Here is a 12,437-nt window from a genome sequence, read left to right as displayed (position 1 = left end):
ACGGATGGGTGAGGATGTGGAGTCGCAGGTGTTCCCCAACCGCTGGGCCCGCGCCTCCGGTCCGGGCGGCCGTGGTTCGGCTCGCGATCTGTGCGGATGTATCGACCGGATGAGCACCCGGCCGCGGCGGCCGACCCGGTTTCATCCGGAACGCCAGGACGTCACCGCGCCGGGATGGATCCGCCTGCTCGAACTTGTCGAGGAGGCGGCGGCCGACGGACGGGAGGTCTTCACCCCGCTCGTGGAACTCACCGCGGAACAGCGGCGCGAGGTCGTCACCCTCCCGCCGACCATCGCCCAGCTGACGTCGGTGAAGCACCTTGTGCTGTACGGCAGCAACCTGGTGCGCATCCCACCTGAGATCGGCGAGATGCGAGCCCTGGAGGAGTTCACCCCGTACACCTCCTACCGTCTGCACTGGTTTCCCTACGAGATCACCCGGTGCTCCAACCTGCGGCGCAGCACGGTGAGCACTCGGGCCCTCTATGGCAACCGCACACTGCGGCCGCACTTTCCGTCCCTGCGCCCGCCGGTGGCCGGCGCCCACGGAGATGACCTCGACCCCGGCGTGTGGGGTGCCACGACGATTCGTACCTGCAGTGTCTGCGACCGGAGCGTCGAGGGTGTGAGGCTCCACCAGGTCTGGATCTCGCGGTGGACGTCGGGCGCTGACGTCCTGCCGCTCCTGGTCAACGCCTGCTCCATGACGTGCGTGGGCGCGTTGCCCGCGCCGACAGAGGGCTACGTCCGGACGCCGCACACCGGAGGGCCTGGCATCGACCAGCCGCCGGCCGGCTAGCAACAGGCGAGGTGGCCGCCGCCCGGCACGTGTCACCCCAACGGGCGGAGTCCCGTGAGAGCATGCGCGCATCGCGATCGAGGAACGGGGGCCGGATGACGACACCGCGGATCGGGTTGGTGATTTTCGATTGTGACGGGGTGCTGGTCGACATCGAGCGGATCGCCGTGCGGATCCAGTTGGCCCTCGGGGTGGAGCTGGGTTGGCCGATGACGGGGTCGGAGGTCGTGGAGCGGTTCATCGGCCGGTCGAGCCCGTTCATCGAGGAGCAGCTTGGCGACCGTCTCGGGCCGGATGTCGCGGCGACGTGGCTGGAGACGTATGAGCGGCGTCAGGCCGTGGCGGTGGAGTCCGAGCTGACCGCCGTCGACGGGGTGGTCGAGGCGCTCGACGGGATCACCTTGCCCACGTGTGTGGCGTCCAACGGTAGTCAGGCGAAGATGCGTGACACGTTGGGTCGGACCGGTCTGTACGGGCGCTTCGAGGGCCGGATCTTCAGTGCGGCGGAGGTGGCGCGGGGCAAGCCGGCGCCTGATCTGTTCTTGTACGCGGCCAGGTCGATGGGTGTTGATCCGTCGCGGTGTGTCGTGGTCGAGGACAGCCGGTACGGGGTCCAGGCAGCCCGCGCGGCCGGCATGCGCGTCCTCGGTTATGCCGGGGGAGTGACGCCCGCGCACTGGCTGGAGGGCCCGGACACCACACTCTTCGACGACATGCGCACGCTCCCGGGGCTGCTCGCCGGGCTGTCGCGCGTGGGCCAGCCGTAGTTCGGGGCCCGGCGACCTAGGAGGAGCGCGGCAGCTCCGTGGCGGGGTCGGCCCCTGGGCCGAGATAGCCACCACTCGGCAAGGACGGATGCGGCGCCCCACGGCCGAACGTGCGGGGGATCCCCGCGCAGCGCATCCAATGAGTAAACATGTTCACACAATATCACTCAGCATCACCCACAATCAACCCCTCCTTTTGACCAGATGTACTCAGCACGCAGGGCGCCTCGGGAGCAATTCGTGACTCAGGGTGACTTTAGCTGCCTGGATTAGGGTTTTTCTCCGCATTAAGCAGAGGCATCAGGTGGCCAGCGTGCGTCCTGTTGCTTTGTGTTGAGGCACGCTGCGTGATGTTTTGCTCCGGATGGTGAGCGCGGTGCGCGGAAGCTCGCGCCCATCGGCCCCCGCTTGACCCCGGAAATAGGAAAGCAACCTAATCAAACATCCAAGGATGTCGGACTGTGTGACTCACCAAGGCCCCCGATGAGTGGTCCAGTCAGATGGGGCCCTCTCGTCACGCTTTTTCGTAGATCGCCTATGGCAATTGTGGCCGTATTGCCCGAGTAAAATATGCCCTGGTGGACCTTCGGGGCCCCTGTCCGCGGGCTTTCAAGATCAAAAAATGTGATCGGCTTCACGTGCTTGACATCTCGCGGACCCGGGAGTGTCATGTGTTGGTGCACGTTTGAATCTGAATGATTTTGGTGACTTCAGGTTCCACCGGGTACCCCCTCGAAAGACCCTGACCCGCAGCCACCCTCCGCCGGGTGGTCCTCGCAAGGAGAACCGCACATGTTCCGATCCCGTATCCACAGTGGCGTCGCGTTGACGGCCGGATTCGCCCTCGTTGTCGGCCTGGCCGCCTGTTCCTCCGGCAAGGAGGACGCGAAGGCCGGCGCGGACACGAAGGTGACCGGCAAGATCTCGATCTCCTACCTGCAGAAGCAGGGCGACCAGGAGTACTTCGTCGGCGAGGCCGCCGGCGCGCAGGCCAAGGCGAAGGAGCTGGGGATCGACCTGAAGGTCGTCAACCTCGGCAACGACGCGAACAAGACGGTCAGCGAGGTGAACGCCGCGGTAGCGCAGAAGGCCAACGGCGTGATCATCGTGGTGCCCGACCCGGCCGTGGGCCCCCAGGTCGTGCAGGCCGCCAAGACCGGCGGCGTCGCGCTGCTGGCCTCCGACGACCAGATCTGCGTGGACGGCACCGACCCGTCGAAGTGTGCCAAGGACAAGCTGGTGCCGCGGATCGGGTTCAGCGGCACCCAGATGGGCGGCGAGGTCGGCAAGCGGGCCGCGGCGGAGTTCACGAAGGCCGGCTGGGCCGAGGCCGACACCGCGATCATCTCCGCGTGGAAGCAGGACGTCACGGTGTGCACCGACCGGGTGACCGCCGCGAAGGACGCGTTCAAGACCGCCACCGGCAAGACGGTGAAGAACATCGACGTCGGCACGGAGAACACTCCGACCTCCGCGCAGGACAAGGTCGCCGCCACGGTCACGGCGAACCGCGCCGTCAAGCACTGGATCGTGTGGGGCTGCAACGACGAGAACGTCTCCGGCGGCGTGACCGCGCTGCAGAACGGCGGCTACACGGCTGACAACGTCATCGGCGTCGGCCTGGGCGCGTACCTGGCGTGCAAGGACTGGGGCTCGGGCAAGCCGACCGGCATGAAGGCCGCCCTGTTCATCAACGGCTACGAGGTCGGGGCACTCGCGGTGCAAACCATGTTCGACAAGCTCAAGAACGGCGTCGCGATGCCGGCCGAGGCGTTCGCCCCCACCAAGATGGTCGACGCCGCCACCTGGAAGGAAGCCGGAGTCAAGTGCTCGGCGTAGTTCCTGAGCTCACCGTCGGCGCGGGTCTCCGCGTCGACGGGGTGAGCAAGAGCTTCTCCGGCGTGCCGGCACTGCGGGACGTGAGCCTGGAGTTCCCCGCCGGCCAGGTGACCGCGCTGATGGGGGAGAACGGGGCCGGCAAGTCCACCCTGATCCGGATCATCAACGGAGACCACCTGCCCGACGCCGGCACCGTCCGGCTCGACGGCAAGGTGCTGCCCCTGCACAGTCCCGCCGACGCGCGCGCCGCCGGGATCCGGATCATCCCGCAGGAGCCGGAGATCATTCCGCACGTCTCCGTCGCCGAGAACGTCTACGTCGGGGCGCTGCCCCGCGGTGTCGCGCACCGCCTGGACCGGGGTGCGCTGCGCCGGAAGATCCGCGCCGACCTGGCCGAGCTGGGCTTCGACCGGATCCTCGACCCGGACATGCTGGGCTCGCGGTTGTCGGCCTCGCAGCGCCAGCTCGTGGAGATCCTCCGCGCGTTGACCACCGACGCCCGGGTGATCGCGTTCGACGAGCCGACGTCGTCGCTGTCCGAGCACGAGGTCGAGGCGTTGTTCGCCCTGATCGGTCGGCTCCGGGAGCGCGGCCTGGCCGTGATCTACGTGTCGCACCGGATGCGGGAGATCTTCCAGCTCTCCGACCGGATCGCCGTCCTGCGCGACGGCGGCGTGGTCGGGGTCAGGGAGACCTGGGCGACCGACGAGGGTGAGATCGTCAAGATGATGGTCGGCCGGGACCTGTCCACTCTGTTCGCCCGCGAGCACGGCGGCGCGGGGGACACGGTGCTCGACGTCCGCGACGTCACCACCGACGACGTCCGCGACATCAGCCTGACCGTGCGCGCCGGGGAGGTCGTCGCCCTCGCCGGCCTCGTCGGCGCCGGACGGTCCGAGCTGGCCCGGGCCCTCGCCGGGGACCTGCCGATCCGGTCGGGCACCGTGTCCGTCGGTGGCCGGCAGGTCCGGCTGCGGCAGCCCGCCGACGCGATCGCGGCGGGGATCGGGCTCGCGCCGGAGGAACGCAAGGCCCAGGCGCTGTTCCTGCACCGGTCGGTGCGCGACAACGCCTCCCTGGTGGTACTGGACCGGCTGCGTTGGTTCCGGTTCGTCCGCCGGGCGGCCGAGCGCAGTCTCGTGCGGCTGTACACCGACCGGTTGCGGGTCCGGACCCGGTCCCTGGAGCAGGAGGTGCGCACGCTGTCGGGGGGCAACCAGCAGAAGGTGGTGCTCGCCCGGTGGCTGGCGCGCCGGCCCAGGGTCCTCATCCTCGACGAACCCACCCGGGGCATCGACGTGGGGGCGAAGGCCGAGATCTACCAGATCATCGCCGACCTCGCCAAGACCGGAGTCGCGTTGCTGGTGATCTCCTCCGACCTGCCCGAGGTTCTCGGGCTCGCCGACCGGATCGTCGTCATGCAGGGCGGCAGGATCACCGGCGAACTCACCCTCGGCGAGGCCACCGAGGAGAAGATCCTCGCCCTCGCGATGGCCGACGACCTCGGCACGGCACCCGGAGGACAGCGATGACCGCCCGACCCGCGCGCTCCACCCCGGCGCGACCGGCCGGAACCACCGGCCCGACCACCGCGACCGCCCCGGCCCGACGGACCGGAACGACCACAGCGTTCGCCGTGTCCCGACGGACCCGGACGACGTCATCGACCACCCCGGAGCGACCGGCCGGGACGACCCATGGAGACGCACCGTGAAACCCGCCACCGCGCCCACGCCGGTGCTGCCGACGGACACCAGCACCACGGCACCCCGACGAGGCCTGCGCACCCTGATCAGTGGGATCGGCACCCAGAACCTGAGTCTCGTCGCGGCCCTCGTGGTCGTGGCCGGCGTGTTCGGGCTGCTCAACTCCGCCTATCTCAGCGTCGCGAACATCGCCGTCATCGGCGAGACGGTCACCATCGCCGGCCTTCTGGCCGTCGTGCAGACCGTCGTCATCATCTGCGGGGCGCTGGACATCTCCGTGGGCTCGCAGGCTGGCGTGGCGTCGGTGATCAGCGCGATGGCGTTCACGGCCACGGGCGGAAACCCGCTGTTCGGGATCGGTGCGGCGATTGCCGTCGGCGTGGCGGCCGGCGTCGTCAACGGCCTCATCATCGTGTACGGCCGGGTGAACCCGGTCATCGCGACGCTGGCCACGCTCGCGGCGTACAAGGGAATCGCGCAGTTGATCTCCAATGGGCGTGCCCAGGGCTACGTGCTGGGCGACGATTTCTTCGTGTTCCTCGCCCGGGGCAAGCTCCTCGGCCTGCCGGTCCAGGTGTGGATCCTGGCCGTGGTCGCGCTCGGCGTGCACCTGTTGCTGAAGTTCACCGACATCGGCCGCAACATCTACGCCATCGGCGGCAACGACACGGCGGCCCGCCTCGCCGGCATCAAGATCAACAAATACCTGATCTCCGTGTACGCCCTCGCCGGCGTCGTCGCCGCCATCGCCGGCATCCTCCTGACCGCGCGCACCGGATCCGGACAGCCCGTGTCCGGCAGCGAGGGCCTGGAGCTCAAGGCCATCACCGCGGCGGCCCTGGGCGGCTGTGCCCTCAAGGGCGGCAAGGGCGGCGTCGGCGGCACCCTCCTCGCGGTCGCACTCCTCGGCGCGCTGGAGAACGGCCTCACCGTCGTCGGCGTCAACGCCTTCTGGCAGAACGTCGCCCAGGGGGCGCTGCTCGTCATCGCCGTGGTCATCCAGCAGTGGCGCAACGGGGAGCGCGCCGTCGGACTGCCCACCTGACCGGTGGGGACGGCCGGCTCTCCTCCCCGGCCGTCCCCACCTCTCTCCCCAGCGCAGCATCGCCCCTGAATCCCCTCTTCAAGGAGTACCGATGTCCGCACCCCTCCCTCGCAGATCGCTCGCGGCCGGCGTCGCCGCACTGTTCCTCGCCGCCGTGTCCGTCGCCGGCACCGCCCCGGCCGTCGCCTCGGACAACGGCCTGGCGCTGACCCCGCAGATGGGCTGGAACAGCTGGAACGCCTTCCACTGCTCCATCGACGAGACCAAGATCAAGGGCGCGGCCGACGCGCTCGTGTCGACCGGCCTGTCCGCCGCCGGCTACACGTACGTCAACGTGGACGACTGTTGGCAGGCCGGCACCCGCGACGCGAACGGACGGCTGCAGGCGGACCCCACCCGGTTCCCCGCCGGCATCAAGGCCCTCGCCGACTACGTGCACGGCAAGGGCCTGAAGTTCGGGATCTACGCCACCCCCGGCACCCGCACCTGCGGCAACATCTACAACGGCTACCCCGGCGCCCTGGGCAGCAAGGGCCACGAGGCCCTCGACGCGCGGACCTTCGCGGACTGGGGCGTGGACTACCTCAAGTACGACTGGTGCCTGGCCAACGAGGACGGCGTCGACCCGCAGGCCGGATTCACCCTCATGCGCGACTCCCTCAAGGACGCCGGCCGGCCGATCCTGTACAGCATCCACCGCGAACCCCAGCTGCCCGTCGACTCCTGGCGGGCCGACGTCGCCAACTCCTGGCGGACCACCCCCGACATCGGCGACTCGTGGGGGAGCATGATCGGCATCGCGCACGCCAACCAGCCCCTCGCCGGCTACGCGCGCCCCGGCGCCTGGAACGACCCCGACATGCTCGAGGTGGGCAACGGCGGGATGACGGCCACCGAGTACCGCACCCACATGAGCCTGTGGGCCGAGATGGCCGCGCCACTGCTCGTCGGCACGAATCTCGCGACGGCCAGTTCCTCGACGGTCGGCATCCTCACCAACGCCGACGTCCTCGCCGTCAGCCAGGACACCCTCGGCAAGCAGGGCACCGTCGTGTCCAGCTCCGGCGGACTCGTCGTGATGTCCCGCCCACTCGCCGACGGCTCCCGGGCCGTGACGCTGACCAACGAGACCGGCTCCACGGCCACCATCGCCACGACCGCCTCGGCGCTGGGCATCGGCGGATCCTCCTCGTACACGCTGAAGGATCTGTGGTCGAAGGCGACCACCAGGACGGTCGGCTCCGTCAGCGCCTCCGTCCCGAGCCACGCGACGGTCATGTACCGGGTCACTCCCGCGGCCGGGTCCACTGTCTACCTCAGCGACCTGCAGCCGACCTCCAGCACCAACGGATGGGGCCCGGTGGAGAAGGACACCAGCGTCGGCGAGGCGGCGGCCGGTGACGGACACACCCTGACCGTCAACGGCACCACCTACGCCAAGGGCCTGGGCGCGCACGCCGCCTCCGACGTGCGGTACGCGCTCGGCAGCGGTTGTACCACGGTGACGGCCGACGTCGGCGTCGACGACGAGAAGACCACGGCCGGCTCCGTGGTGTTCCAGATCTGGAAGGACACCACGAAGGTCGCCGACAGCGGCGTCAAGACGTACACCCAGGCGGCGACCCACCTCACGGCCGACGTCACGGGCGGCAGCACCCTGCGGCTCGTCGTCACCGACGCCGGGGACGGAGTCGGCTCCGACCACGCCGACTGGGGCAACGCCCAACTCACCTGCGGCACGGGCACTGGCAGCGCCCCCGTCAGCGTCGAGGCCGAGAAGGGCACCCGCGGCGGCGCGGCCACCGCCCCGAACTGTTCCGCCTGCTCCGGCGGGGCCAAGGTCGGCTTCCTCGGCAACGGTGCCGGCAACGACGTGACCCTCTCTGTCACGGTGCCGGCGGCCGGCACGAGGCAGCTCGGGGTCGCCTACCTGACCAGCGGGGCGCGGTCGTTCAGCGTCAGCGTCAACGGCGGGGCCGCGATCCAGCTGACCCTCGACGGATCGAGCTGGGACATCCCACTCAACTCGGCGCTGGTGGACGTCGCCCTCAACGCCGGCGCCAACACGATCCGCTTCTACAACGCCTCGGGTCCGGCGCCGGACCTGGACATGATCACGGTGTTCTGAGGCGATCGCGGGGAGCCCGCTCCGGCCCCGCGGCTGGAGCGGGCTCTTCGGCGGTTCAGCCCGCGACGGTGAACGAGTAGCCGCGCGGGCTCTGGGGAGTGCCGCGCAGGGCCCGGCGGGTCTGCTACCACCGCGACGGGCTGCGCTGACGCCTCCGTGTGTGTACCGTCTGAGGACTCTGACGCCATAGGAGTGAGTCATGACCAAGTTCCGGGTCACGGTGTGCCTGCCGCCGACCGCCCCGGCGGACGTGGCGGCCGCGCTCGCGGCGGCCATGGCCCCCTTCGACATGAACCTGGACGTCCCCGGCTGGAACGAGCGGGGGCAGTGGGACTGGTGGACGGTCAGCGCGGGTAGTGACCGGCTGCTGGTCAAGACCGGACACGTCGGTGACGCCCGCCTGGTCTACGCGGGGATCGAGCCGGGTACGACGCCGTCCCCGCCACCGTCCGACTGCGACGGCGGGCCGAGAGGCCTTCTGGACCTCGACGGGACACGGGACCGTGCGGTATCGGGTGCCCGAGCGGAGTGGGAGGCCGAGTGCGAGGACTGGCGGCGGGCCGTCGCCGACCATCCGCCCGCGCGGCCGTGGGCCTGGTTCGAGGAGCGGCATCGGGCCGATCCCGTTCGCTATCCCCTGGAGCGGGCGCGGATCGACCATCAGGACCAGCCGCTGAACCAGTCCCTGGCCCACTTCAGTGTGACGGGTCGGTATCCGCACCTCGGCATATGGGCCCTGGGTAGCGACCCGGTCGCCCACTTCTCCCGCGGTGGGCAACATTTTCTTGACGCGGTGGCGGCCTCCGCCATCGCGACTTGGGCCGTGCTGACCGTCGACGGAACCTGGATCGACGGCGACCAGAGCGGCCCGCTGGACGACATCGCCGTGGTTCCTGAGGCGGGCAACGCCCACCTGCGCAGAGTCGCCGCATACATCGAGGCCCTGGATGACGACGTGCTGGTCATCCAACTGCTCTGCCACTGTTGACCCACTTGTTTTTGAGCGATCGTTCAATTATGGTCGACGCATGCCCCGCCCCCGTGAGTTCGAACCCGAGCAGGTGCTCGACACCGCCATGCGCGAGTTCTGGGAGCGCGGCTACCGGGCCACGTCCGTCGCCGACCTGGTCAAGGCGACCGGGGTCCAACCCGGCAGCCTGTACGGGGCGTTCGCCGGCGGAAAACGCGCGCTGTTCCTGGCCTCGCTGGAGCGGTATTCGAAGCTGGTCGTCCCGGAGAAGCTCGGCGCCCTGGACGATCCCGGTGCCTCCCTCGCGGAGGTCCGGGCGTACTTCGACGGTCTGGTCCGCGATCTGACCACGGAGGAGGGTCGGCAGGGTTGTCTGCTGGTCAACTCGGCGGTCGAGCTGGCCGCGACCGATCCGGAGGTCGCCGCCGTCGTGCGCGGACACCACGCCCGGCTGCGCGACGCCTTCACCCGGGCGCTGCGCGTGGCGGCCCGGCGCGGCGCAATCGGTCCCGCCGTCGACGTGGAGGGGGCCGCCCGGCTCCTCGTCGCGACCAGTCAGGGTCTGATGGTCGTCGGCAAGGTCGACCCCGACCGCGACACCCTCGAGGCGATCGTGCACCACGCCTTCGCCGGCTTGCGCTAGACCCGGCCGCCTCGTGGCGGCCTTGCTTTTCGCCCAATAGTTGAATGACCATTCAAAAACATGAAGAGGGGTACTCCATGCGTGCCATCGTCATCTCCCGCCACGGCGGACCCGAGGTCCTCATCCCCGCCGACCTGCCCGACCCCGTCGCCGCGGACGGGGAGGTACTGATCCGGGTGCGCGCGTTCGGCCTCAACCACGCCGAGCTGTACATGCGCGACGGCAGCTGGGGCGACCTCGCTCCGGTGCCCGGCATCGAGTGCGCCGGCACCGTCGAGTCCGACCCGGCCGGCCGGCTCGCGCCGGGCACCCGGGTCGTCGCGCTGATGGGCGGCCTCGGCCGGACCCGCAACGGCAGCTACGCCGAACTCGTCACGGTCCCCGCGACCAACGTCGTGCCCGTCGACACCACCCTGTCGTGGCCGGACCTGGCGGCGCTGCCCGAGGTGTACGCCACGGCATGGAGCGGCCTGCGCACCTGTCTCGACCTCGCGCGGGGGGAGACCGTCGTCATCCGTGGTGCCACCTCCTCCCTCGGGCAGGCCGCCGTGAACATCGCCGCTGACCTCGGTGCAACGGTGCTGGCCACCACCCGCACCCCCGCGCGCCGCGACCTGCTCCTGGGCCTCGGCGCCCACCGGGTGCTCCTCGACGACGGCGACCTCGCCGCCCAGGTCGCCTCCGCCGGGATCACCGTCGACGCCGTCGCCGACCTCGTCGGCAACAGCGCCCTGCGCGACTCGCTGCGCACCGTGCGACCACGCGGCCGGGTATGCCAGCTCGGCTTCCTCGGCGGACAGGCGCCCGTGCGCGACTTCAACCCGATCGCGGACCTGCCGACCGGCGTACACCTGAGCTTCTTCGGCAGCTTCATGCTCGGCACCGAACACTTCGGCCTGCACGACGTGCCCCTCGCCGCACTGATCGCCAAGGCGGAGGCCGGCGCGTACCAGGCCCGGCCTCGGCGCGTGTTCGCCTTCGACGACATCGTCGACGCCCACCGGGTGATGGAGGCCAACCAGGCTGGCGGGAAGCTCGTGGTCGCCGTCGGATGACCGTGGCCGGTGGGCCCGGCCGACCGGGCCTCACCAGTCCTCGTCGGTCGGTCGCTTGTGGCCTCGTGTGCGGCTGTGGTGTCGGTGCGGGCGGCCAGTACCGCCCGCACCAGCCGGCCGGCACCGTCGTCCGTGCGTGGCCTCGCCCACAGCCCCTTGAGGTGAAGTGCGCTTGAACTACGAGGCTTCTCCCATGATCGCCGTCAAGGTTCGCCGCTCCTTCATCGCCGGCATGCTCATCGACTCGGTCGGCACCGGCCTCTACATGCCCTTCGCCCTGCTGTTCTTCACCACGGTCAGTGGCCTGTCCCTGGCGACGGTCGGAGTCGGCCTGTCGGTGGCAGCCCTGATCGGCGTCGGGTTCTCCCCGCTGTCGGGGATCGCGATCGACCGGTTCGGGGCCCGCCCGGTGCTGCTGGGCAGCTACGCGGTGCGGATGGTCGCGTTCCTGTCCTTCCTGGCCGTCGGGAACTTCACCGGCTTCCTGATCGTGGCCACCATCTCCGGCATCGCGGAGAAGGCCGCGTTCCCGGCCACGCTGGGCCTGATCAGCGAGCTGGTCGAGGGCAGGGAACGCGACCGGCTGCGCGCCCTCAACCGCAGTGTCCGCAACGGCGGGCTCGGCATCGGCGGCCTGATCGCCGCGGCGGCGATCGCCGGCGGCGGCACCACCGGCTACCTGGCCATCGCTGTCGCCAACGCCGCGAGCTTCCTCGTCGCCGCCCTGCTGCTGATCCCGGTGCGCGGCACGGTCGCGCGCCAGGTAGCGGACAAGGACTCCGCCGGCTACGCCACGGTGCTCCGCGACCGGCCGTACCTGGCGCTGACCGGCGTCAACGTGCTCGGCGGCCTGGCGTTCTCCGCCCTGGGCCTGGCCATCCCGGTGTACGCCACCGGCACGCTGGGCGTGTCCGCGAGCTGGATCGGCATCGTCTTCGGCGTCAACACCGCCATGGTCTCCCTCTTTGGCGTCCCCCTGGCCCGGCTCGCCGAACGCTACCGCCGGACCAGGATCGCCGCGCTCGGCGCGCTGCTGTTCGCCGCGTCGTTCGCCGTGATGCCGCTGCTCGGGGTGCTGGACCTGGGCGGGACCGCCCTGATCGGCGCGCTGCTGGCCATCGTCGCGCTGTACTCGCTCGGCGAGATCCTCCACGGTCAGGGCGAGGGCAACCTGGCCGTGGACTCCGCACCCGCGGCGCTGCGCGGCCGGTACATGGTGGTGCACCAGCTGTCCTGGTCGGCGTCGAGCGTGCTGGCCCCGGCGATGTTCACCAGCCTGCTCGCCTGGAACTCCGCCGTGCTGTGGATCGGGCTCGCGGTGGCGGTGGGGGCCTCGGCCGGCGGCTTCCTGGCCTTGGAGCGCCGGCTGCCGGCCCGGGCCGTGCGGGCGACCGGCGACGCCCCGGTGGCCGCGAGGGCCACCGTGCGCAAGGCGGTCGTCGCCACGGCTTAGCGTGCACCCCCACGGCGGCGCGCCACCGTCCA

10 protein-coding genes are annotated in these 12,437 nt (G+C 70.4%); all 10 read left to right on the top strand.

Going from position 1 to position 12,437, the window contains the following annotated elements:
- Window positions 1-4: 4 nt before the first annotated feature.
- The 10 genes from IW245_RS14490 to IW245_RS14445 all read left to right on the top strand — a co-directional run bounded on the left by IW245_RS14490 (window position 5) and on the right by IW245_RS14445 (window position 12,405).
- Complete coding sequence (locus IW245_RS14490) at window positions 5-799, top strand: leucine-rich repeat domain-containing protein (RefSeq protein ID WP_197003695.1); 795 nt, start codon at window positions 5-7, stop codon at window positions 797-799.
- Between the two features lie 95 nt (window positions 800-894).
- Complete coding sequence (locus IW245_RS14485; protein WP_197003694.1) at window positions 895-1,566, top strand: HAD family hydrolase; 672 nt, start codon at window positions 895-897, stop codon at window positions 1,564-1,566.
- 792 nt (window positions 1,567-2,358) lie between these two features.
- Window positions 2,359-3,405 carry a substrate-binding domain-containing protein gene (locus IW245_RS14480; protein ID WP_197003693.1) on the top strand — a complete coding sequence of 349 codons (1,047 nt, stop codon included), beginning with the start codon at window positions 2,359-2,361 and terminating at the stop codon, window positions 3,403-3,405.
- Window positions 3,393-4,937, top strand: coding sequence for a sugar ABC transporter ATP-binding protein (locus tag IW245_RS14475; protein WP_233473017.1), 1,545 nt, complete (start codon window positions 3,393-3,395; stop codon window positions 4,935-4,937). Before IW245_RS14480 ends, IW245_RS14475 begins: the two co-directional genes overlap by 13 nt.
- 178 nt (window positions 4,938-5,115) lie before the next feature.
- Window positions 5,116-6,156: an ABC transporter permease gene (locus tag IW245_RS14470; RefSeq protein WP_233473016.1), complete on the top strand. Its 1,041-nt coding sequence runs from the start codon at window positions 5,116-5,118 to the stop codon at window positions 6,154-6,156.
- 91 nt (window positions 6,157-6,247) lie between these two features.
- Window positions 6,248-8,284 (top strand): NPCBM/NEW2 domain-containing protein, encoded by a 2,037-nt coding sequence (locus IW245_RS14465; RefSeq protein WP_197003692.1) that lies wholly within the window; start codon window positions 6,248-6,250, stop codon window positions 8,282-8,284.
- A gap of 199 nt (window positions 8,285-8,483) precedes the next feature.
- On the top strand, window positions 8,484-9,272 hold the full coding sequence (locus IW245_RS14460; protein ID WP_197003691.1) for a hypothetical protein: 789 nt from the start codon (window positions 8,484-8,486) through the stop codon (window positions 9,270-9,272).
- A gap of 40 nt (window positions 9,273-9,312) precedes the next feature.
- Window positions 9,313-9,897: a TetR/AcrR family transcriptional regulator gene (locus tag IW245_RS14455; RefSeq protein WP_197003690.1), complete on the top strand. Its 585-nt coding sequence runs from the start codon at window positions 9,313-9,315 to the stop codon at window positions 9,895-9,897.
- Window positions 9,898-9,974: 77 nt separating this feature from the next.
- Window positions 9,975-10,952, top strand: a complete 978-nt coding sequence (locus IW245_RS14450) for a zinc-binding dehydrogenase (RefSeq protein WP_197003689.1) — start codon at window positions 9,975-9,977, stop codon at window positions 10,950-10,952.
- A 193-nt stretch (window positions 10,953-11,145) separates the two neighbouring features.
- A complete protein-coding gene (locus IW245_RS14445) occupies window positions 11,146-12,405 on the top strand; it encodes an MFS transporter (protein WP_197003688.1) in 1,260 nt (419 codons plus the stop codon).
- Window positions 12,406-12,437 lie beyond the last annotated feature (32 nt).

This window comes from Longispora fulva (assembly GCF_015751905.1).
Classification (GTDB): domain Bacteria; phylum Actinomycetota; class Actinomycetes; order Mycobacteriales; family Micromonosporaceae; genus Longispora; species Longispora fulva.
The sequence above is the reverse complement of the archived record's forward strand: the minus strand, read 5'-3'. Positions and strand labels throughout refer to the sequence as shown.

Bases quoted from the DNA above. Each gene is read 5' to 3' on its own strand.
- IW245_RS14490 (WP_197003695.1), top strand. From the start codon at position 5: ATGGGTGAGGATGTGGAGTCGCAGGTGTTCCCCAACCGCTGGGCCCGC.
- IW245_RS14485 (WP_197003694.1), top strand. From the start codon at position 895: ATGACGACACCGCGGATCGGGTTGGTGATTTTCGATTGTGACGGGGTG.
- IW245_RS14480 (WP_197003693.1), top strand. From the start codon at position 2,359: ATGTTCCGATCCCGTATCCACAGTGGCGTCGCGTTGACGGCCGGATTC.
- IW245_RS14465 (WP_197003692.1), top strand. From the start codon at position 6,248: ATGTCCGCACCCCTCCCTCGCAGATCGCTCGCGGCCGGCGTCGCCGCA.
- IW245_RS14460 (WP_197003691.1), top strand. From the start codon at position 8,484: ATGACCAAGTTCCGGGTCACGGTGTGCCTGCCGCCGACCGCCCCGGCG.
- IW245_RS14455 (WP_197003690.1), top strand. From the start codon at position 9,313: ATGCCCCGCCCCCGTGAGTTCGAACCCGAGCAGGTGCTCGACACCGCC.
- IW245_RS14450 (WP_197003689.1), top strand. From the start codon at position 9,975: ATGCGTGCCATCGTCATCTCCCGCCACGGCGGACCCGAGGTCCTCATC.
- IW245_RS14445 (WP_197003688.1), top strand. From the start codon at position 11,146: ATGATCGCCGTCAAGGTTCGCCGCTCCTTCATCGCCGGCATGCTCATC.